Consider the following 19,948-nt stretch of genomic DNA (forward strand, 5'->3'; position numbering starts at 1 on the left):
CCCGTGCCCATCGCATCTCTGGCAGTGACCGCCCTGCTCGGGCTGACAGGCGTCGCCGCCCGCGCCCTTCTCCAGCGACACCGCACCGGCGAGAGCGGAATGCGATGGCCTTCCGGCACCCGCCACTGGTGCGCGTGGCTCGTCAGCGTCGGGGGAATCCTGCTCGCCGGCATCGCAGCCCCCCTGGCAGAGCTCGGCGGCCTGCGGTCCTTGCCGGTACTGGACCACTCCGTCCTGCGGATGGCCAGGGCGGCGCTGGCGGCCTTGAGCACCGGGGTGGTCTTCGCCTGCCAGCAGGCCATGGGAGCCTCCTGGCGCCTGCACCCGACCCGGGTGAGCACCCCCTCCTGATCACCACGGGCCCGTTCCGCCTCGTACGCAACCCCATCCTCACCACACTCGCCGTCATGACCGGCGCCTTGGCCCTCACCGTCCCCAACGCCCTCTCCCTGGCAGGCACGGCTGCCGTGCTGATCGGCAACGAGCTCCAGGTACGCCACGTCGAAGAGCCCTACCTCATGGGCATCCACGGTGCCGCCTACCAGGAGTACGCAGCGCGGACCGGCCGGTTCCTCCCCCTCTTGGGGCGCAGAAGATAAGCAGACGACCATTCCGGACGGGGCCGGCCGCGGCGTCCGGAGGGCGGACAGTGCTGTGAGCTTCAACGTCCGGTCGACAGCGGGGGCCTCTCGAGGAAGCTGCACTCGTGGCCTCCGGCAGGAAGTACACAGGAAGGACGGCCACGCTGGACAAGCGCCTCCGCGGGCGCCTTAGCCCGGTGAACTGCCGGGGCACCGCACCAAACGGCGGGCCCCGGCACGCGCTCGGCCTGCGACAAGCGGGGCTGAGGCGGCCGACCCCACCGTGCGCGGCCGCCGCGGCCGCCGCTTCACGCGCCGGACGATCCCCCGGGCACCTCTCCCCACACGGCCCTGTCCGCCCGCCCGTCTACAGGGGCTGAAGGAACGCAAGGGACCGATTTTCCGGAAAGCGGTCCACCTCAGGAATGCAGGCTCCTACCCTCTCTTGAGTGATCGTCCTCGACAGCAATCAGCTGCGTCTCTTCGCCCCTGGCAGTCCGGCCCTCAGGCTCTTCGCTGCAGTGGCCGAACGAGCCGGCCACACCGTCGCCACCGCCGACACAGCCGTTCAAGAAGTGGTCCGTCAGCGGCGTGACGAGCTCTCTTCCGCCCATAGCGCGCTGATACGGGCGGAGCGGGAGATCAATGCGCTCACCACCAGTCCGGGGAACTACGTCAGGTTCGCGCATCCGACCCTGCGGAACCGGCCCTTGTTCATCGCGGAGGAGACCTCGCGGTTCGAGTCGGAGCTGCGTGACACCTTCCGCGTCCTGGAGACGGCACCGCAGGACGCCCTGGAAGCCCTGCGGTGGGAAGCCGAGCACCGGCCGCCCTGCCGCAACGGCTCGGGAGCCCGCGATGCCGCCATCTGGCTGACTGCCGCACGCGCCTGCCGGCGGCCCGATACCGACAAGAAGGGCCGGCCGCTGCCCGTCATCTTCGTGTCCAAGGACAAGGACTTCACCCAGCCGGGTGACCCGTCCCGCCTCGACGAGGCGCTGCGGTCCGAGCTGACCGACAGCGGGATGCTGATCCTGAAGTCCGAGGTCGTCCACGCCATGGCCGAACTCGGATACCCCAGGCGGAACGTCAGCGCGGAAAAGATCACGAACCGTGAGGACTTCCGGCAGACGCTGATCGAGGTCGTCCGCGACGGCGCGGGACCCGGATGGGTCCCGAACCTGATCGAGTCGGCAGAGGCCATCGTCAGCATGGCTCCCGGCGGCAGGGCCTACGAGTGCCGCGGAGACGGCACGAGACTGATCAGCGTCTCCGGCACCTGGAACCTCCAGTTCGTGACGGAACCGCTGCCCCCTCAGCCGAACGGCCAGCCCGGCGGTCACAAGGGACTCCCCATGGGCGTCCAGGGGATGGCCCTGCTGGTGGAGGACGAGCAGACGGAAGCAACGAAGATCGATTTCTTCCCTCAGATCACGAGTTTCACCAGCATGGGCGAGTACACGAGTCGGTGAAGAACTGTCCACGATGGCGTGTGGGGCATAGAAGCGCCCCTGGAGTGTGTCCGCCGCCGTGGCCGATCCCCGGCTACACCTGCTTGTCCCTGTGACTGTTGGGGGCGTTGGGGCCGGGCGGTCGCCGCAGCGCGCGGCGCTCCCGGAGCTTCGTGACGACCCAGCCGGTGGTGGCGAGGGTCAGGCCAGCGGCGAGGCTCCCGAGGAACTCGGGCAGGGTCGAGAGCAGGATCTCGTACACGGACAGCACAGCGCGCCAAAGGGGGCCCGACCGCGCGCTGATCTCCTTCGCGTACGAGTCGGTGTCAGGGATGCGCTTTCACCCCGGGCCCGAAGGTGTCGGTGAGGACGGTCGCGCTGCCGCACCTAGGTCTGGCCCGGCAACACCCCGGAAGATTCTGCCAAGGCAGGACGAAGACAGGGGTGGTGTTGAGTTTTTATCCCGTTCCATCCCAGTACCTCCGACTATCCGGGTATGAGACGACGGGAAGGCCTCCCAGGGGAAGCACGTCGGATACACCCTGGTCACCCGACGCGATGATGGTGGGCCCAGCTTCGAGTGACGGCTATCAGCACTCCTACGGCGGTGACCATGAGCGTCATGGCAGTCAGCGTGGTGGCGACAGGGGTTGCCCAGGCAGGGCGGTGTCGCAGGGCCAGGACGCCGCCGACGACGAGCAGGGTGACCACAGCAAGGAACAGGATCACGAGCAGCGCGGTCAGGGTCGCACCTGTTCCTTCCGCCAGGCAGCGGCTGCGGCGGCGCGCTTCGTGTACTTGTCACCGAGACGCTGGAGCTTGCGGCGGACCCGTTCGCCGTACGCCTCCCCCAGCCCAGCGCCAGCTGCAGCCACAGCCCAGGTGTCCCCGGTGCGGGCCCAGTTCCGGGCGACCGCCGATTCGGCGGGGCATAGTCCGCGCAGCACGACAGCGAGGCGGCTGTCCGTGAACTCGTCGGCCAATATGGCGGCTTCGGGGCTGCGGTCGTCGCGGATCGCGTCCCCGAGCGTCAGGCCTTCCGCCGGTTCGTGCCTCAGCGATGTCACCCGTTTCCCCCGTACGCGACGCTCCCACAGCGGCTGCAGGCGACGGTGCTCCGTGTCCGCGTGCTGACGCGGCAGTGCTGCCAGGTACGCGTCCGTGGCCGTGCCGTGGCCCAGCGCGCCCACCCAGTCTCCGAGCAGCGCCGTCTCCACCGCTTCGCACCACTGTTCGGGGTGTGAGAGCCCCAGCCAGGTCGTGCTGAAGGTGTCGACCGTCTGGTGATCGCCTTCGACGGCGGCGTTGCGCGCGGTCAGGGCGGCCAGCAGTGTCTCTTGGGCGGGCGGGGCCGGGCAGCCGGGCAGCCGGCCATGGCCTCGGCCAGCTTTAGGAGACAGTCACTGATGAGGTCAAGGAACACCAGGGTTTGCGCCTCGTTACCGTCTGCCTCGTACTTGAGCCGCATGATGCCGACGTTGCGCGCCAGTCGAAGAACAAGCGGTTGGGCAGTACTGGCGGACGGGGCCTCGTCGAAACGTGCCCTGACCTGGCGGCAGAAGAACACCGCGAAGATCTTCCGCAGCGAAAAGCGGGACCAGTTCTCCCTGGGGTATTGCGAGGGCGGGTAGCAGGTCACTGCATGTTCCTTCCCGTGGTGACAGCGTGCTCTCACCTATTCGGCCTGGCACCCGCCTCCACCGGCAATAGATCTTGGATCGTCCCCTGTGCCCCCGTCGCGGACCACGCGGGTCGGTACAGCAGAAGGGGCGGTCAGGCTCACGACGCGGCGCCTCCGGTCGGCGGGCACAGGACCCGCGTGGTGATCCGGTCCAGCTGCTCCGGGACGTCGCGGGTTCCTGCCGCGATCCTCGCGCGAACGATCAGTGCGTGGGAGACATCGTGGGGGCCCGCGAATCCGCCCACGCGCTCTCCTCCGAAGATGACACCAGGCCGATGGCCGAGCTCGGCGGGGCCGTTGGGAGTAGGTAGAGGGTGTTCGGCTCGTTGTCGCTGTCCGTAGGTGCTTGCGTGAGGAGGCGACGGAGCCCGAAGGTGTCGGGGAGGGAGCGGGGCCTGAGCCCTGTCGGCGCCGAGGTGTGCTCGGCAAGGGCCGCGGTCGTGGTCACGAGGGGTGCTCCTCCAGTGCAGATGTCAGCAGCTTCACCCTTTGGCCGTGTGATGGCCGTGTTCCGGCACAGAATCTTGACCCCCTACTTGTGATCTGAATCACTTTGGAGAAGTCGGCCGCCGGTTCGCATGACAGGCAGGCCACAACGGCACCGGACAGCCACCGCCGGTACTGAAGCCGTGGTTTCACCGGCCGGGCAGACTTTCTGGCTGCCCGTTACACATCCGGCAGCCGACGGACGCCATAGGAGGCTGAGGAGCCACGGCCGCTGGCACCGGCCTCCGGCGCCCGCGAACGCGGCGGCGCCCCTGAGGTGGGACCGCTGCCTTTCCAGCGGAAACGGGTGGTTCAACCGGCAGATGCAGCCTGACGCTCTCTGTGCTTGTTTGAGCAGGTTGAGCATCTCGTCGAACTCGTCCGTCGGCATCGTACGGACCAGGTGTTGTGCCACGTGGACGCCGTCTTCATCGGGGAACCGCATGGGCTGCTGGCCACTCCCCCAGCCGTCACTTCCGGTGGGTTGGCCTGTCCAGGAACGGCTGGCGCACCCTCCTTCGCTGCGTTGGCAGGCGGCTCTTGCTCCGTGGCAGCCGGTTCCTCAGGTGTGGCTGCTGGTTCCTCCTGTACCGGGTCGACCGATCCGTTTTACGGCCGTAAAACGGATCGGCTCCCTGCTGCTCACGCCCGGCAGGCGGACATCATTCCGGGTACGGAGCCCCCTGGCCTCGAGTATCCGTCTATACGATCAAGCCCAGCACCGGCACTCAGATGCAGGCGTGCAGGGTCATGAAAGACCGTCGCTCAATGAAGCGGTCGAAAGCCGGCTGCACCTCGCTGCCCACGAGGTCAACTCCGCACATGTACAGCTCCGGGCGGTTGGACAAGAGCTCGAAGTCCCTCACAGCATCCTCGAAGCGACACACCACTCCCGGCTCGGAAGCCGAATCGATCAACAGCACATGATCGTGCAAGGCCATGGGCGTCTGCCGCGCCCACTTCACTACCGCATCATCCGAAACGCCCTCCAGCGCGAGCGAGCGGTGCGGGATCTCCCGCCAGTCGATGCCCGATCCCGCCCACGACAGCGTGCAAAGGTACGCATCAAACTCGGCCGAGAGAGCCACGGACCCCGCGCTCGCGCCATGCTCGTCGAGCCAAGAAGAAATCTCATCCATACGCATACACAGAGGCTAGAACAACGGCTCTCCTAGGGATTTTCCGGGCAATCATGCCGGGCTGCTCGGCGATCACAGTCCGGGGACAACGGCCGGCCGAAGGCGAGCGAGGCCGTTGAAGTCCCCTGCTTGCACCACGACAGCTGATGCGTCGGAGCGAGGGATGAAACACAGGCCAGAGGTTGGCCTAGTGAGATCGAGGCAACGGCGGAACAGCGCTCGCCCGGAGTGAAGTATCTCTAGCTCAAAGTCTCTATCTCGTCGAGGTGGTCCCTGGCGTCACCTGGTGGAAGTGCCACGAGCCGGCCACCTTCGCGGGGAAGCCCGACGCGGCCGAGCGACGAGAGTTCGGCGACCCCTCGGCGTTCGTCGACACCACCCTCGCCCACCTGCTCGGCAAGTCGCAGCAGATCGTGGCGCCCGGCGCCGAGCACGCCGGGGGCGACCAGGCCACCCCCGACGCTGTGGCCGCCGCAGCCGCACAGGAGCGCCTGCGGCAGTGGGCCGAGACCGAGCTGTTGCCTCTGCGCATGCAGGCCTGCGAACGCAAAGCCGTCCTCCTCGGAGATGGCGTGTATCTCCTCGCCTGGGATCCCGAGAAAGGCCGGGTGCGTCTGCGGACCATCGCTCCGGGCTTCCACTCCGTCGTCCTCGAGGACGACGCCGACCCCGGGGACTGCCCAACCGCCTGGGAGCTGCCCGAAGTCCCAAAGCGCGGCTTCAAGGCCCGCCTGCGGCGCATCACCTACGAACTGCCCCCTCCTCCTCTCTCCCCCCGCATCCTCGCCCCGCGGCGACCACCGGCAGGAGCCCGGCCGCCGGGCTCCTGCCGGTTGGGCATCATCGTGAGGCCGGGTGAGGCCGGCCGGGGAGGCGCTGCGGGGCGACCGCGGCCGACGCCTGACGACGGACCGGCGCGCACCGGCCGCGTCGCCCTCACTCCCCGGGAGCGTCAGCAGCGTCATCGACGTCGAACGCCAGGTGTTCCCGGACGGCGACGACTCCGTCGACGCCGCGGCACATCTGCACCAGTACGGGGATCAGGGACTTGCGGCGCAGTGAGCCGCTGAGGGTGACCAGTCCGTCGCTGACCTCGACACCCACCGCGGACGGTGGCTCGTGCAGTGCTCGGACGACGACGTCCTCGATGATCTCGGCACGGATGGCGTGGTCGGGCCGGAGGAAGACGTCCAGGAGGTCTCCCCTGCTCACGATGCCGACGAGCCGTCCCTCCTCGTCCACGACGGGCAGTCGCTTGACGCGGTGCTCCTTCATCACGTGCGCGGCTTCGACGAAGCTCCACTCGGGCCTCGCACAGACGGCAGGGCTCGTCATCAGGGTCTCGGCCGTTGCCGCGGCGTGCCCGCCCTCCCCGCCGCCGGTCAGCAGGTCGGCCTCGGAGACCACGCCGACCGGGTGGCCGGCGTCGTCCACCACGGGCACGGCGGTGATGTCGTTCTCCTTCAGCACCGCGACGATTTCCCGGAACATCGTGCCGCGCTGCACCCGAGCGACCTTGGGCGTCATCAATTGGCCGACGGTCCTGTGCTCCAGCATCCGTGGTTCCTCTCAGCGGGGATCGACCGGTCCATGTCCAGTTTCCTCCCTGACCGACGGAGCAACGGCGCGGGTCGCGCACGCCGGTCGCCGTTCTCGCGCTCCGCTCCCCGGGATGCGAGCAGCGCACACGCCGCAGGCCGTCGGCGGACCGTGCAGAGCACGGGTTTTCCCGGCCCCTGCGCGAACCGGGCCCCGGACACCTGCCCGTGCCGCTCCGGCCACCTCCCGCCGTATTCGAACATTCGTTCGCATGCGTTGCCGGGCCGCGTCGCGCCCCCGCGCTTACGATGACATGCGCATGGGTCGGAAAGGGTCCGCAAATGCCGCATTCTTCGTCCGCCGGCATCCGGCGGCGCGTGTTCCTCGCCGGGGCCGTCGCAGGGGCGGGGGCCGCCGGAGGAGTCGTCCGGGCAGGATTCACCGGGCGCGCCGACCGGCTGGGGAGGGACGGGGAGCCGTTCGCTGCCGGAACCACCCTCGTGACCGTCACCACCCGGCCGGACGGTCCGGGGTACCAGCGCCTCGCGGACGGTCCGGGATGGCCGCGCATCGTGCGGAGCGACATCGCCGGCCCTCGGCCCGGCCGCGCCGATCGCCGTACTCCCCTGGCCGCCTTCGTCCACTTCACCGACCTGCACATCACCGACGTCCAGCATCCGCTGCGCTACGAATTCCTCCGCGCAGGGAGCCCGAAGGCGTGGCGGCCGCAGGAGGCCCTGACCGTGGCTGGTGCCGTGTCGCTCGTCGAACGGGTCAACGGCCTGCGCGGCGGACCGGCCACCGGGGCCCCGCTGTCCTTTGTCATGGCCACTGGTGACAACACGGACAACAACGCCGCGATCGAGCTGGACTGGTTCCTGACCGCCATGAACGGCGGCACCTGCACTCCGGACACGGGCGAGCCCGGCCACTACGAAGGCGTCCAGGACAGCGGTCTGGAGCTCTTCTGGCACCCCGAGAGCCTGCTGCGGGACCTGGACAGCCTCGCCGGCTTTCCGAAACTCGAGGGCTTCCTCGGCGCCGCCACCGGACCGGTGCACAGCCCCGGCCTCGCCATCCCCTGGTACTCCACGCTGGGCAACCACGACGGGCTCTCCGGCGGCTGCTATGCCTCGGGTCACGGCGCCATCGCCGCCGCGGCCACGGGGAGCCGGAAGCTGCAGACCGTCCCGCCCGGTGAGGCCAGGACCCTGATGGCCGGCGAGGGACGGGGCACCGACCCCGCAGGGCACGGTGTCGAGGCGCTGCTGGGGCGCGGGTACGAGGCCCGCACCGTCACTCCCGATGCCCGCCGGGCTCCGTTCAGCATGCGGGAATACCTGGCGGCCCACCTCGATCCGGACCACGTCGGTCCCGGGCCCGCCGGCCATGGCTACACCACCGCCAACCTCGCCGAGGGAACCCTCTACTACGCGTTCCCCGTCGCTGACGGCGTCATCGGCATCAGTCTCGACTCGACCGATCCCGGCGGCGGCAAGGCCGGGTCCATCGGCCACGGGCAGCTGAAGTGGCTCGACGAGACCCTGACCCGGCACCGGGACGAGTACGCGCTGGTCTTCAGCCACCACCCCAGCTGGAGCATGAACAACGGAACCCCCGATCCGGCCCGTCCCGCCGAGACCCGCCACTCGGGTGCCGAACTGCTCCGGCTGCTCGGCAGCCACCGCAACGTCGTGGCCTGGATCAACGGCCACAGCCACTGCAACCGCATTCGCCCGCGCCGCACCTTCTGGGAGATCTGCACTGCCTCCCACATCGACAGCCCTCAGCTCGCCCGTGTCATCGAGGTCACCGACAACCATGACGGAACGCTGTCCCTGTTCACCACGCTGATCGAGTCGGCGGCCCCGCCCCGCTCTTACCACCACGACTTCTCACGGACCGGCCTCGCCTCCCTCTACCGGGAGCTCGCGGCCAACGCCCAGGGCGCCGACCCGAGCTTCCCCGGAGCACCGACGGACCGGAACACAGAACTCCTCCTGCACCGGCCATGAGCCCGGACGGCCGCCGCCACCCCGCACAGGCCCCCGGGCACCCCGGACCTTCGGCTTCGGCTTCGGCTTCGACCGAACCCGGTCCGTCCTGCGGCACTGGTTCCTGCCGACGCTGTACGGGGGTGACGATCCCCGAAGTGGGGGTCGCCGTGCCGGAGTTCCTCGGCGCCACGGTCTCCTTCTTCCCTGATCGCCCATGAACCGGCGGCCGGGCATTCAGCCGCTGTTCCGGCCCGTTTGCACGAGTCGAAGCGTGGTGAAACGCTGGGAATGGCCGGATCCGGACCTCGGTTCAAGCGAGGAACGGAGAGATCATGACGAAGATTCGCTCGTTGCTGAGAGCCATGTTGTGCGCGGTCTTCGCGCTGCTGTTTGCGGCCGTCTGGACGCAGTCGGCGCACGCCTACACCTGGGCCCGGGGAGTCACCTTGTACAACGGCCCGGGCTTGTGCGTCCAGGGCGACGCGGGCATCGACCACGCCCGGCCGAACGTGTTCTCCGGCAATCTCGCGTACGGGAACGCCTACGCGCTGACCCAGGGCTGTGGTGCCGGGCTCACCAAGCCGGCCAGCCAGGCCGGCGTACAGGTCCATGTGTTCCGCTGGAACGGGTCCGAATGGCAGCTGTGCCGGAGTTCCGACTGGAAGTTCGGCCCCACCGGCCAGACGGGTGGTGACCTGGGCAGCCCCTACGGCCCTTCGATCGTTTTCGACTACGGCGGATCGGCGTCCTGCGGACCCGGTAGCTACGGAGCGCAGGCCCACGTCATGGTCTGGGACGGGTCCCAATGGCGCGAGGGCCACGTGTGGTCGGGAGCCGAGACCGTGCCGTAGACCAGTCGGCAGCCGGTGAACGACTCGGCGGCGGAGGCCGGCGCCGGGCACCCTCGTTGGTGCCGGCGCCCGCCGTCATGAGGTCGAAGTGTCAGTAGTGTCGCGTACGTCTGCGCATGGTTGATCTGAGCTCCTCTGTGCCGTCGGTGCGCGACTTCGCGACCTGGGAACCCCTGCTGCGGCTCCTGTTGGACAGCCGTCCCGGCATGCAGGCCGTCCGTTCCATCCGCGTTACGGGGCACATCGGGCGACGCTCACATCGATCTCGTCCAGCCCGGCATTGGAACCGCCATCGCCTCCTCGCGCCTGGGAGTGCTCGTCCTGGTCGAGGGCTCCGTTCCCGAGCCCTGGCGCCGCCTCCCCGATCCGACGCCCGAGGCGGCGCCGGCCCCGTCGGCGGACCTGGAGTTGCTTGAGCGGACGCTGCGCGGGCGGTTGCCCGACTCCATCGGCGCGACGGACGAGGAGGTCGCCGCCGCCGAGGCGCGCCTCGGCGTCACGCTGCCCGACGAGCTCAAGCTGCTCTACCGCGTGACGCGGGCCCAGTGGGAGGACTGGGCTGACGACTACAAGGCGGCGCACCGCGTCACCCGGGCGATCGGCTGCGAGCTGTCCTCCTTGGAGTACCTGCACAGCGTCGAACGGGGCCGCCCGTCACTCCCGCTGGGCGTTCCCGGCGACGAAAGCAGTCATCACCCCCCGCCGGACGCTGCAGTGCAGGGTTTGGCCGGCTCACCCGGCTGGATCGTCTTCGGCGGCAACGGCGGGGACGGGCTGGCGGTCGACCTGCCCCCCGGGAACGCCGTATCCCTCGCGGGGACCGGCTGCCGGTCGTGGCGGGCGTCGGCAACGGAGGCGTGCCGACCGTCGAGGCCGCCGCCCACCCCGACCTGGAAGTTCTGTCACTGACGGGGACCGACGGCGCGCCGTACAGCCTCGCCCCTGCCCTTTGCTGCCCCTCCTGTGCACCGTCATCGCCGCCCCGGCACAGTCGCCGACCCTCGGGAAATCGCCCGGCTCACAGGACTGGAGTTCCTTGAGCTCGCCCCGCAGGATTGGCGCGTCCTCCTGGCGCGTTCTCCTGGATGCCGGAACCGTCCCCCGCACGCTGTTGGCAGCCGCCGACGCCGCGGACGGCGATCAGGATGACCTCCGCGACGTGGCCGTCGCCAACGAACTCCTGGCCCTCTGGGGCCGTCCCCGGATCGTCCGGAGCACGGTCGAAGGTGAACTGGGGCCTGTGGCGTGGGGAGGGCGGTGCCCCTCGCCGGACATGCCGCATGCCGCCCGACCTGAAGGGGTGCAGATCACAAGTCGAGTGCCGAGATTCTTTGTCGGTGGGGGTCCACGCCGACCCTGTAAGACAGGACAACCTTTCGCCGACGCCCTCGAGGAACCAGCCCCCCTGCGGCAAGCATCTACGCGATGGTCGGGGCGACCCAGAGGACTTCTGCTGTCACCTCACGCGGGTGTCCGTCCCCATACGGTCGGCCGACGAGCCGCCCGCAAGGCCCTGAGCCCTGAGCCCTGACCTGACTGCGATCGCGGAACGGCCGGTTCCCGGCCAAGTCCGCTCCCGGCCTACCGGGTGTTCGTGTCCGCGGGTAGCGTCACCCCGCGCATCGATCCGAACACACATCAGCAAGGGGGCAACATGAGTACCCGCTGTCGTGTCGCGGCCGTCAGCCTATCCCTCGCGCTCGCGGGCGGAGGCGTGGTGAGTGTCGCCGCGCCCGCCTGGGCTTCGGCATCCGAAAGCACGGTGAGGGCTTCATCCAGCACCGCGGGGTCCGCGTTCTCCTGCGACGCCTGGCAGTACGAGAGGGGCACCAGGGGGCACGGCGCGTCGATCACTTGTTACGGCAGTTCCTTCACCGCCTACGCCGTCTGCCATCGGCCGGACGGCTCCCTGTACTTGCGCTTGGGCCACCGCGCCCGTTCCGGTGGCGTCTCCATCGTCTGGTGCGGCCCGGACGCGGAAGTCAGCCAGGCGGGGGCCTTCCCGGTCTGACCGCCCGGATCCGGCTGCCCGGACGCCGACCTCCCGGACCGGATGGGAAAGGGACGGTGCCACCGGCCCGCGCTTCCCGGAATCCCGATCGCACCGCCGGCCCCGAAGTCCGGTATCTGGCGGAGAACGCCGAGTTGTGCGGCGGGATTTCGGGGCCCCTCCGTCGCTGCTGTAGGGTCGCGCCGTCGATGTCGTGAGCCGACGCCTCGCCCCGTACCGCCGTTGCCGTGTCACAGATGCTGTATGTGTGGGTCGCACTGTCGCGGTCCTTGCCACCGCGCTCCTGCCGCCGTTCCGGGTGATGCAGGCGTTCGCCTCCGTCACTGCAGGAACGTTGAACGGGGAAAGTGAGACAACATGCGTACGTGGACTCGCGCCGTGCCGGCAGCCGTGGGCGCCCTGGCTCTGGCCATGGTGCTGACCGGCTGCAGCGACTCGGGCTCGGGCAAGCGCCGGGGCAGCTCCGGCTCCCACTCGTCGAATTCCGGTGCGGGCAAGTCGGACGAGAAGACGACCTACCGCCTGGGTGAGACGAGCCCCGAGCAGGAAAGCAGCATGCAGAAGTCCTCGGATGCCAAGTACACGGTCACCCCGACCAAGGTACAGATGGGTACCCGGGCCGACATGGACAACTCCGGCCTGAAGAAGGACGACAAGGACGGGCCCAAGATTCCCGTCTACGTCTGGTCGACGCTCACGCACAAGAGCGGCACGCCCATGGGGCTCGGCGAGATGGACAACGACCTGGTCATCAAGACGAACGGCGGCCAGCGCACCCGGGCCCTCATCGTCCTGATGGGCGAGGCGAAGTGGCCGAACTGCCCGGCGCCGCAGAGCAGCAAGCAGCTCGGCCCCGGCCAGTCGGAGAACATCTGCACCGCCTTCCTCATCCCGGAGGGCCAGAAGGCCGCCGCGGTGGAACTGACCCGGGGCTTCACCAAGAAGCCGCTGGAGTGGCCGGTCGAGAGCTGACCGGCCTGCCCGCAGGCCCGCTCACCAGGTGAGCGCATAACGGTGCGGCCCTCACCCCCCGGCCCCGGCCCCCCGACTCGTCGGAACGGACGCGCTAAAGCCTGTCTCGTAACTCCAGATCGGGTGCGGCGTTGAGCTGGTCGTGCAGGTCGTTACCGCTCAACGCCATGAGCTCATAGAGGTGTTCACCGGGCTTCGCCCGCGCCAGTTCCAGCGTCTGGTGCGGGCTGTCTGCCGCAACGGGGGCCGGACCCTGGACCCTGACCGGCCGGGCCGCCCGTGGGCGCTGACGCTGGAGGACCGGGTCCTGCTCGTGGCGATGTACTGCCGCACGAACCTCACCATGCGCCAGCTCGCCCCGCTCTTCGGGATCTCCCCGGCCGCTGTCGGCCGCACCATCAGCCGGCACGGGCCACTGCTGGCCCTGGCCCCGGGCAAGCGCAAGCCCGGACGGCACCACATCCTCATCGTGGACGGCACACTGGTGCCCACAAGAGACCGGAGGGTGTCGGCCTCGTCGAAGAATTACCGCTACTCGGCGAACCTACAGGTCCTGATCAAGGCGGACACCCGAGTAGTACTGGCCGTCGGCCGGCCCCTGCCCGGCAACCGCAACGACTGCACCGCCTTCGCCGAGTCCGGTATCAAGGACGCATGCGGCACCGCAACCGTCCTCGCAGACGGCGGCTACCAGGGCACCGGCACCCTCATGCCCCACCGCCGCCAGGCCGGACAGGACCGGCTGCCCGACTGGAAGGAACAGCACAACACCTCCCACCGACGGGTCCGTGCCCGCGTCGAGCACGCCTTCGCCCGCATGAAGAACTGGAAGATCCTTCGCGACTGCCGCCTCAAGGGCGACGGCGTCTTCTGGGCTACCAGCGGCGTCGCCCACATGCACAACCTCGCCCTCAGCCACTGAGCGCGGCGTCACGAGACAAGCTTTAGGGAGAACACGAACCGGGACATGGGTGACCACCATGCCATAGGCAGACCTGGCTCGTCCTGAGCAGTCCCGATCCCTGCGACAGCCTCCTCGATGTTCACGACCCTCATCCTTCCCGACTCGATCCGGCCACTGTGATCCGGGGGAGGAAATTTCATCGGAGTCGGAGTATGGGCCCCTAGAACAGGCCCGACTCAGGCCCTGGAAGGGCAGGGTGGCCGGCGCGCTCCACGTGGTGCCGTGCGGATGACGCACTGCAGGTCGCCGGCGGGGGAGGGAATCCTGTCGCCGGTGAACCTCGCCTTCAGTTCGCGGTGACCGTCACCGCTGAAGTGCCAACTGAGCGCTGCCGGTGTGGGAGAGCGCGGCCAGTGCCTTCTGGTCGAGGTAGAGCGACCGTGCCGAGGAGAGGTCGTTACTTGCGATCAGGTTGGTGACGGTGATCGCCATGGACGTGAGGTCCACCAGACAGGGGCGCCCAGTGATCTGGGCCAGTGGTGCGCGTTGTAGTCACAGTCTCCGAACGACGAGGTCGAGAGCACCGCGCGCAACTACAGGCGAGGCGACCACACCAACACCGCAAACACACACTCAGGACTCAGGCTGCTGCCGGTGAGCCCCCACAGAGACGCGAAGTCCTACTCGTTGAGTCCGGCGGGGAACTGATGGCAGGCCCCGCCGGACGACGGGTCGGGTCAGTTGGCCTTGGCCAACTGCTTGCAGATGCCGTTCTGCTGACTGCAGACGCGGAAGTACACGTCCTTCACCATGAAGAGAGACTCGTTGTCCTGCAGGACTGCTTCACCGTTGTCGTGGCCGTGCACATAGACGGTGCGCCACTTGCTGCTGTTGTCGTTCTTGTATTTGATCTGCAGTTGGGGCCAGATACCGTCGCCGTCCACCTTGTCTGTGAGGACGATGTGGGTCATGTAGGCGTCGTAGGAGCGCGGCAGGGCGTCTGAGGGCTCGTAGTAGTAGTTCAGGCTGGCGCAGGCGAGGGGGACGCAGGCGGTGAAGTACCCGCCACCGGTGACGCCGCTCTCGCCGGCGTGGGCTGGCGTTGCCGTCATGGCCGTGACCAACGCCGTCGCGGGCGCGATGCTCGCCAGAGTCCGTAAGATCTTCTTCCGCATATGCCCCTCCGATGGGAATGCTGACCGTTCGCGCACAGGTGTGCGGAGTTCGCCGACGCTTGCCGTAGGCACCCGGTAGGTTGTGCTGCTTTCCGCGGCAGGGATCGGGCCTTGTCGAGCATGCTTTGCTTGACCGCCGGGCCGAAGTCATACGCCACAGCAGCGGCTGCTGTGGTCGCCCAGCTGCCGTAGTCCCCCGCACTTCCTTACCTCGTGACGGTCGCCCGCGTGACCGAGCAGGTACACCCTGCGCCCAGCCCGGTGCGGAATTCGACTCGTTTCGGCCTATCCCGAAACGTCAGCGATGGGAAGGATCATCCGAGGGCGAGGGGGATGTTGTGCTACGGGTTCACTTCACTGTCGAGGACCTGGCACAGGTACAGGTCATGGTGTTGGGGCCGCTGGCAGAGACGCAGCTGAGTCTGCGGACTGTGCAGCAGCGTGACCGTGCGGCGCTGTTCGATGGGTGGCGTGCGCGTACCGGTCCGCGGATCAGTGCCGACAGGAGGGAAACGGCGCGGTTCCTCAGCTCTCCTACCGGTGGGCTCGTCGATCTGTTCACTCTCGTGGGCACAGCAGGCTGTATGGACGAGGGGATAGAGCGACTGATCAGTGCGTCGGACCGGCGGCTGCGCGCGGAGTTCTCCGTACTTCCGCGCACGCGTACGCGGTGGGCACCGTGGCTGGCCGAAGCGACGGATGCCGACCCGCGGGCGGTGCGAAGGATGGCCGTCGCGCTACAGGGCTGCCACCGTGCGGCAGTTGACCCGTACTGGGGACGTATCGACCGGCATCTGGAGGGGGAGGTGGCCCGGCGTGGGCGGCTCATGGTGCGGGGCGGGGTGGGGGCACTGCTGGACGGCCTGCGCCCGATGGCCTTGTGGCAGCCCCCCGTGCTGGAGATCCCGGGCTATCGGCCCCTGGTCCACCCGGAGGCCGACTTCCACTTGGCGGGCCGTCCGTTCCTTCTGGCTCCGTCGGTATTCTGCGGGCCGGTTCCACAGCTGTTCGCCGGCTCCCAGGCCGACACGGTCGTCATGGTGTATCCGGCTCTGAACAACCCGGTCGACGCGGCTGCCCTATGGGCTCCTTCCACGGATGCACGCCCGGTCGATGCCCCGGTACCGCCGGCTCTGTCCGCGCTCCTCGGCCGTACCCGGGCAATCGTACTGTGCGTGATAGCCGACCATCCCGCGTGCACTACTACTCAACTCGCGCAGCGGGCAGGCATATCGCCGGCCAGCGCCAGCGAGCACGCCACCACCCTGCGCAGCGCCGGGCTGACCACACTCACCCGAGAACGGAAAGCCGCCCTTCACACGCTGACTCACCTCGGCCTCACCCTGCTGAACACCAACGGTTCCGCTCCAGCCAGCTCCTGAACGCCACACGTCACATCTCAGATGAGCTAGTGCTCGATTCCTCTTTCGATGGGTACATGTCCTGGTGGCAGGTCGGTCTCGGGGTGGGGTGCCGGGCGATGGTCTTACGGGCACGGCAGGACAGCAGGCCAGGCGAGCGGGGGGGCGGTCCTGCGACTGGCAAGAGCGAGGAAGGCTCCGCGGGACCTGACGATGCGAGCGCGGATGGTCGAGCTGAGCTGGGACGGGGAGACCGTACCGGTGATCGCCTACGAACTGTGCTGCAGCGAGAAGACCGTGCGCCGCTGGCTGCACCGCTTCAACCAGGCCGGGCACGAAGGGCTGGAAGACCTCGGAGGCCAGGGACGCAAACCCAGGATCACCCAGGTAGAACTCTCACACATCATCGCCCTGGCCAGCTCAGCGCCGCCGGGCCGACTGGAAGTACAGCCGGACGGTGAGCTTGAGGCCGCCGATGAGTCAGGGCCGCCGCTGTGGACACTGGACACACTCGCCCAGGTGGCCCGACAAGACGGGATCGAGATCGGCCGTTCCCAGGTCAGGCGCATCCTCCTTGATGAAGGTGTGCGCTGGCGACACACCCGGTCCTGGACCCGCTCGCAGGATCCGGACTCGAGGGACGTGGCCTTCCTCGACCGGTGGCCGCCCCTTCCCGGTAAGGTCCTCGTCGCTCCGAAGCAGCACGTCGAGCATGTGGTCCGGGACCTGGACGAGCCCGCGTACGTGCGGCTGATGCTGTTCGTCCGCCGCGTGGCCCTCACCATGGAACAGGCCTGCGGACCGGAGCGGACTTACATCTACTCGCTCGGCAGTCAGCAGGGCAACGCCCATCTCAACTGGCGATTGCAGGGCTCCCGCCGGACGTCCCGTACGAGAAGCAGCAGTTCCATGCCCTCATGACCGAACACAACGTGGTCAACACGCCGCCGGAGGAAACAGCAGCCCTCACTGTACGGCTGCGCCAGGATTTGGCCCTCAAGCCGTGACACCCACGAAGGAGACCACGTTGACCACAGCGGAGACCACCGGCTGGCGCAGCGACCGGATCGGCAGTGCGCTGCGCGGTGAAAACCCCACGGTGCTACGGCGCCTGGAGGCCGGCTTCGCAGTGATCGGGGACACGCAGTTCCTCCCCGGCTACTCCATCCTCCTCGTCGACGACCCTGGTGTGCAGCGCCTCACCGACCTTCCGAGGGCGCGCCGACGGGCATTCTTGGAGAGTATGGACTGCCTCGGAGAAGCCGTGGAACTTGCCTGCCGCAGCGCCGATGCGGCCTTCCGCCGGGTGAACCTGGAAATTCTCGGCAACGCAGACCCTTACCTGCACGCCCACATCTGGCCGCGGTACGACTGGGAGCCCGCCGACCTCATCCACCGACCCGTGTGGCTACACCCGCACGAGCGCTGGACGGGCCGGCAGCATGCCCTGGGCCCGCAGCACCAGGCCCTGCGGTGCGCCATCGGGACGGAACTCGACCGCCTGGCGGGTACGAGGAGCGAAGGGCGCCAGTGACCGACATGACGCAGGTGGGCCTGTTCGACCTTGACGACAGCCTCGTGGACCGTGCCGGCACGTACAGGAGGTGGGCGGCGGAGTTCTCCAGGAAACACGGGGTGCCGCTCGGCTGGCTGCTGGAGACAGACCCCGCGTACTCCTCCCGCAGGGTCGCCTTCTTCGAACTGGTGAAGGGCACCTTTGACGTGCCCGGGACTGTCGACGAGCTGCATGCCCAGTACCGGCGCCGCATGCCGGAGCTCGTTCAGCCCGACTTCGAAGTGCGTACGGCGCTCGAAACGCTGCGCGTGGCCGGGTGGCGGCTCGCTGTCGTCACCAACGGGATGGCCGACAACCAGACGGCCAAGCTCCGCCGGGCAGGCCTGTACGACCTGGTGGACACCGTCGTGATCTCCGAGAGCATCGGCGTACGCAAGCCGGACCCGCGGATCTTCCACCATGCCCTCGCAGCGCTCGGCGCCGAGCCGAGCCCGCGCGCCGTCATGGTCGGCGATTCCCTCACAGCGGACGTGGGAGGGGCGCAGGCGGCCGGGCTGTCGGCCGTGTGGATCTCCAAGGGCCGCCCCCTGCCGGGGGACGGGCCGCAGCCGCACCGGACGGTCGTCAGCATCCGCGACGCCATCGAACTGCTGTTGAAGGAGAGCTGACCATGGGGCTCATGAGGACAGCGAACACCCGGCTGATGGTGCTGCGCGGCAACTCCGGCTCGGGCAAAACCACCACTGCCCGTGCGGTCCGCGAGCGCTACGGCAACGGTCTGGCGATCGTGAGCCAGGACACGGTCCGCAGGAAGATCCTGTGCGAGGCACACGGCCCGGTTCGGGCAACGCCCGGACTGATCGGCGTCATCACCCGCCAGTGCCTGGACGAGGGGTTCCATGTGTTCCTCGAAGGAATCTTCTCGGCCGCCCGGTGGGGCGAACTCCTCCACCGGCTGGCCGCCGACCACCGCGGGAAGAGCCGGTTCTTCTGCTTCGACCTGACTTTCGCCGAGACCCTGCGCCGACACGCCACGCGGCCGGAAGCCTCAGAGTTCAGCGAGAGCACGATGCAGGACTGGTACCAGCCGGCTGATCTGCTCGACGGCGTGGCCGAGACGCTGATCAAACAGGGCAGCACATTGGAGGAGACCGTTCGCACCGTCATGACCGAGGCCTGGCCGGATCCGCAACCTGCCCAGTGAACCGCAGACAGGCCGAGCTATAGAGAGGCTCCCCCGCCGGACAAACTCCCCATGCCGGCGAAACTCGTCGGCTGGTCCCTGGATGCCGTCTTTCCTCGCCCAGGGCTGCCCCGCGTCGCCGATCTCCGAGCCGACACAGGCATCTCCCAGAAGGACACCAAGCACATCACCAAGGCCGCCAGCGCCAGCCCCGTCCGTAAGACCGAGAAGGGCATCGCGCCGCCGGCCGAGGCATACCTCGAGCCTCTGGCGAAGGCCTACGGGGTGACAGTGGAGCAGTTGAGAGCGGCGCAGGAGAGGTCCCCTGGCAGACCCATGCCGGATCCGGGAAGGGCTGGCCGCACTACTGGCAACCGAGGGCTGCGACATCGCGGCGGCGGTGGCCGCCCACCGGTATGACGCCGCCGTCGTGGACATCCGCATGCCGCCCACCCACACCGACGAGGGCATCCGGGCCGCCATCCGCCTCCGGCGGATCACGCACCCGCCCGCGGTACTCATCCTGTCCGCCCACACCGAGCAGTCGTTCGCCATCGACGTACTGGCGGCCGGCGCGACCGGGGTCGGAGACCTGCTGAAGAAACAGGTAGGCCGCGTCCAGCAGTTCCTCGACGTGCTGCACCGCCTGGCCGCCAGCGGCACCGCCATCGACCCCGAGGTGTCTACCGGCTGCTCACACGCCGACGGGCCGTGGAAGCCGTGGCCCCCTGACCGTACGCGAACGCGAGATCCTGCCCTCATGGCGCAAGTTGTGGATCGACCTGCCGCAGGACCGGCCGACGCGCCTCCACGATGCCTACCCGGCCCTGACCAGCGCAGCGGACGAAATCGGGGCGACCACCAGTGCCTCGCCGCCGAGACCACGCCGCGAATGGAGGACGTATGCCGGGAAATGAGCAGAGCCGTGATGCTCCTGGTGCCTCCTCGGCCCGAAGACCACGGTCAGGTCCGATCCCCACGCACCGGTCCGGCTGGCCACCCACCTGCAGTTGTGCGCTGAGGCAGCCGCTGCTGAGCATGCGTCGCTGACCTGGAGCTCACTGCCTGGTCACTGACCAGCTCCGGTTTGCCCGGCTGTCC

Annotated in this window: 24 protein-coding genes; 14 read left to right on the plus strand and 10 right to left on the minus strand. The window is 68.6% G+C overall.

The features are described 5' to 3' along the window. Positions 1-3: 3 nt before the first annotated feature. The 3 genes from ACFPP6_RS07975 to ACFPP6_RS07985 all read left to right on the plus strand — a co-directional run bounded on the left by ACFPP6_RS07975 (position 4) and on the right by ACFPP6_RS07985 (position 2,053). Positions 4-351, plus strand: a complete 348-nt coding sequence (locus ACFPP6_RS07975; RefSeq protein ID WP_382038579.1) for a hypothetical protein — start codon at positions 4-6, stop codon at positions 349-351. Between the two features lie 56 nt (positions 352-407). Beyond that, entirely contained in the window at positions 408-599 is a 192-nt protein-coding gene (locus ACFPP6_RS07980; RefSeq protein ID WP_382038581.1) for a hypothetical protein, read from the plus strand. Positions 600-1,030: 431 nt separating this feature from the next. Next, positions 1,031-2,053, plus strand: coding sequence for a PIN domain-containing protein (locus ACFPP6_RS07985; protein ID WP_382038583.1), 1,023 nt, complete (start codon positions 1,031-1,033; stop codon positions 2,051-2,053). Positions 2,054-2,126: 73 nt separating this feature from the next. On the opposite strand, the gene ACFPP6_RS07990 is transcribed toward ACFPP6_RS07985, so the two are convergent. The 8 genes from ACFPP6_RS07990 to ACFPP6_RS08025 form a co-directional block, all read right to left on the minus strand. Further along, on the minus strand, positions 2,127-2,294 hold the full coding sequence (locus ACFPP6_RS07990) for a hypothetical protein (RefSeq protein WP_382038585.1): 168 nt from the start codon (positions 2,292-2,294) through the stop codon (positions 2,127-2,129). A gap of 284 nt (positions 2,295-2,578) precedes the next feature. Further along, positions 2,579-2,761 (minus strand): hypothetical protein, encoded by a 183-nt coding sequence (locus ACFPP6_RS07995; protein ID WP_382038587.1) that lies wholly within the window; start codon positions 2,759-2,761, stop codon positions 2,579-2,581. A gap of 11 nt (positions 2,762-2,772) precedes the next feature. Continuing rightward, entirely contained in the window at positions 2,773-3,249 is a 477-nt protein-coding gene (locus tag ACFPP6_RS08000) for a hypothetical protein (protein ID WP_382038588.1), read from the minus strand. A gap of 98 nt (positions 3,250-3,347) precedes the next feature. After that, the gene (locus ACFPP6_RS08005; protein WP_382038590.1) at positions 3,348-3,671 is read right to left on the minus strand and encodes a hypothetical protein; all 324 of its coding nucleotides are present in this window, start codon (positions 3,669-3,671) and stop codon (positions 3,348-3,350) included. 140 nt (positions 3,672-3,811) lie between these two features. Continuing rightward, positions 3,812-3,958: a hypothetical protein gene (locus ACFPP6_RS08010; protein WP_382038591.1), complete on the minus strand. Its 147-nt coding sequence runs from the start codon at positions 3,956-3,958 to the stop codon at positions 3,812-3,814. A gap of 969 nt (positions 3,959-4,927) precedes the next feature. Beyond that, a complete protein-coding gene (locus ACFPP6_RS08015; RefSeq protein ID WP_382038592.1) occupies positions 4,928-5,344 on the minus strand; it encodes a hypothetical protein in 417 nt (138 codons plus the stop codon). A gap of 233 nt (positions 5,345-5,577) precedes the next feature. Continuing rightward, positions 5,578-5,979 (minus strand): hypothetical protein, encoded by a 402-nt coding sequence (locus ACFPP6_RS08020; RefSeq protein WP_382038594.1) that lies wholly within the window; start codon positions 5,977-5,979, stop codon positions 5,578-5,580. 295 nt (positions 5,980-6,274) lie between these two features. Continuing rightward, a complete protein-coding gene (locus tag ACFPP6_RS08025; protein WP_382039211.1) occupies positions 6,275-6,892 on the minus strand; it encodes a CBS domain-containing protein in 618 nt (205 codons plus the stop codon). Between the two features lie 326 nt (positions 6,893-7,218). Between ACFPP6_RS08025 and ACFPP6_RS08030 the strand changes: the two genes are divergently transcribed. From ACFPP6_RS08030 to ACFPP6_RS08050, 5 genes are all read left to right on the plus strand, one after another. Further along, the gene (locus ACFPP6_RS08030) at positions 7,219-8,892 is read left to right on the plus strand and encodes a TIGR03767 family metallophosphoesterase (RefSeq protein ID WP_382038596.1); all 1,674 of its coding nucleotides are present in this window, start codon (positions 7,219-7,221) and stop codon (positions 8,890-8,892) included. Positions 8,893-9,206: 314 nt separating this feature from the next. Then, a complete protein-coding gene (locus tag ACFPP6_RS08035; RefSeq protein ID WP_382038598.1) occupies positions 9,207-9,725 on the plus strand; it encodes a hypothetical protein in 519 nt (172 codons plus the stop codon). A 312-nt stretch (positions 9,726-10,037) separates the two neighbouring features. Continuing rightward, positions 10,038-10,634 (plus strand): SMI1/KNR4 family protein, encoded by a 597-nt coding sequence (locus tag ACFPP6_RS08040; RefSeq protein WP_382038600.1) that lies wholly within the window; start codon positions 10,038-10,040, stop codon positions 10,632-10,634. 1,459 nt (positions 10,635-12,093) lie between these two features. Beyond that, positions 12,094-12,708 carry a hypothetical protein gene (locus ACFPP6_RS08045; protein ID WP_382038602.1) on the plus strand — a complete coding sequence of 205 codons (615 nt, stop codon included), beginning with the start codon at positions 12,094-12,096 and terminating at the stop codon, positions 12,706-12,708. Positions 12,709-12,850: 142 nt separating this feature from the next. Next, positions 12,851-13,630 (plus strand): transposase, encoded by a 780-nt coding sequence (locus tag ACFPP6_RS08050; RefSeq protein WP_382038604.1) that lies wholly within the window; start codon positions 12,851-12,853, stop codon positions 13,628-13,630. 345 nt (positions 13,631-13,975) lie between these two features. Here the strand turns inward: ACFPP6_RS08050 and ACFPP6_RS08055 are convergent, their stop codons facing one another. Next, a complete protein-coding gene (locus tag ACFPP6_RS08055) occupies positions 13,976-14,104 on the minus strand; it encodes a hypothetical protein (protein ID WP_382038606.1) in 129 nt (42 codons plus the stop codon). Positions 14,105-14,349: 245 nt separating this feature from the next. Continuing rightward, positions 14,350-14,724, minus strand: a complete 375-nt coding sequence (locus ACFPP6_RS08060) for a hypothetical protein (protein WP_382038608.1) — start codon at positions 14,722-14,724, stop codon at positions 14,350-14,352. Between the two features lie 401 nt (positions 14,725-15,125). On the opposite strand from ACFPP6_RS08060, the gene ACFPP6_RS08065 reads away from it, so the two are divergent. From ACFPP6_RS08065 to ACFPP6_RS08090, 6 genes are all read left to right on the plus strand, one after another. Continuing rightward, positions 15,126-16,169 carry a winged helix-turn-helix domain-containing protein gene (locus ACFPP6_RS08065; protein ID WP_382038609.1) on the plus strand — a complete coding sequence of 348 codons (1,044 nt, stop codon included), beginning with the start codon at positions 15,126-15,128 and terminating at the stop codon, positions 16,167-16,169. Positions 16,170-16,373: 204 nt separating this feature from the next. Then, on the plus strand, positions 16,374-17,069 hold the full coding sequence (locus tag ACFPP6_RS08070) for a helix-turn-helix domain-containing protein (protein ID WP_382038611.1): 696 nt from the start codon (positions 16,374-16,376) through the stop codon (positions 17,067-17,069). 106 nt (positions 17,070-17,175) lie between these two features. After that, positions 17,176-17,682, plus strand: a complete 507-nt coding sequence (locus ACFPP6_RS08075; RefSeq protein ID WP_382038612.1) for a diadenosine tetraphosphate hydrolase — start codon at positions 17,176-17,178, stop codon at positions 17,680-17,682. A 5-nt stretch (positions 17,683-17,687) separates the two neighbouring features. After that, positions 17,688-18,332 carry an HAD family hydrolase gene (locus ACFPP6_RS08080; protein ID WP_382039213.1) on the plus strand — a complete coding sequence of 215 codons (645 nt, stop codon included), beginning with the start codon at positions 17,688-17,690 and terminating at the stop codon, positions 18,330-18,332. A 2-nt stretch (positions 18,333-18,334) separates the two neighbouring features. Then, positions 18,335-18,868, plus strand: coding sequence for an AAA family ATPase (locus ACFPP6_RS08085; protein ID WP_382038614.1), 534 nt, complete (start codon positions 18,335-18,337; stop codon positions 18,866-18,868). 379 nt (positions 18,869-19,247) lie between these two features. After that, a complete protein-coding gene (locus ACFPP6_RS08090; protein ID WP_382038615.1) occupies positions 19,248-19,868 on the plus strand; it encodes a response regulator in 621 nt (206 codons plus the stop codon). Positions 19,869-19,948 lie beyond the last annotated feature (80 nt).

This window comes from Streptomyces aureoversilis, assembly GCF_042657885.1.
Taxonomy (GTDB): Bacteria; Actinomycetota; Actinomycetes; order Streptomycetales; family Streptomycetaceae; genus Streptomyces; species Streptomyces aureoversilis.

What these genes read in the sequence shown, in the direction of transcription:
- ACFPP6_RS08045 (WP_382038602.1), top strand. Translation starts at nt 12,094, where the DNA reads ATGCGTACGTGGACTCGCGCCGTGCCGGCAGCCGTGGGCGCCCTGGCT.
- ACFPP6_RS08070 (WP_382038611.1), top strand. Translation starts at nt 16,374, where the DNA reads ATGGTCGAGCTGAGCTGGGACGGGGAGACCGTACCGGTGATCGCCTAC.
- ACFPP6_RS08015 (WP_382038592.1), bottom strand. Translation starts at nt 5,344, where the DNA reads ATGCGTATGGATGAGATTTCTTCTTGGCTCGACGAGCATGGCGCGAGC.
- ACFPP6_RS08030 (WP_382038596.1), top strand. Translation starts at nt 7,219, where the DNA reads ATGCCGCATTCTTCGTCCGCCGGCATCCGGCGGCGCGTGTTCCTCGCC.
- ACFPP6_RS07980 (WP_382038581.1), top strand. Translation starts at nt 408, where the DNA reads ATGACCGGCGCCTTGGCCCTCACCGTCCCCAACGCCCTCTCCCTGGCA.
- ACFPP6_RS08080 (WP_382039213.1), top strand. Translation starts at nt 17,688, where the DNA reads ATGACGCAGGTGGGCCTGTTCGACCTTGACGACAGCCTCGTGGACCGT.
- ACFPP6_RS08085 (WP_382038614.1), top strand. Translation starts at nt 18,335, where the DNA reads ATGGGGCTCATGAGGACAGCGAACACCCGGCTGATGGTGCTGCGCGGC.
- ACFPP6_RS08055 (WP_382038606.1), bottom strand. Translation starts at nt 14,104, where the DNA reads ATGGCGATCACCGTCACCAACCTGATCGCAAGTAACGACCTCTCCTCG.
- ACFPP6_RS08035 (WP_382038598.1), top strand. Translation starts at nt 9,207, where the DNA reads ATGACGAAGATTCGCTCGTTGCTGAGAGCCATGTTGTGCGCGGTCTTC.
- ACFPP6_RS08060 (WP_382038608.1), bottom strand. Translation starts at nt 14,724, where the DNA reads ATGACGGCAACGCCAGCCCACGCCGGCGAGAGCGGCGTCACCGGTGGC.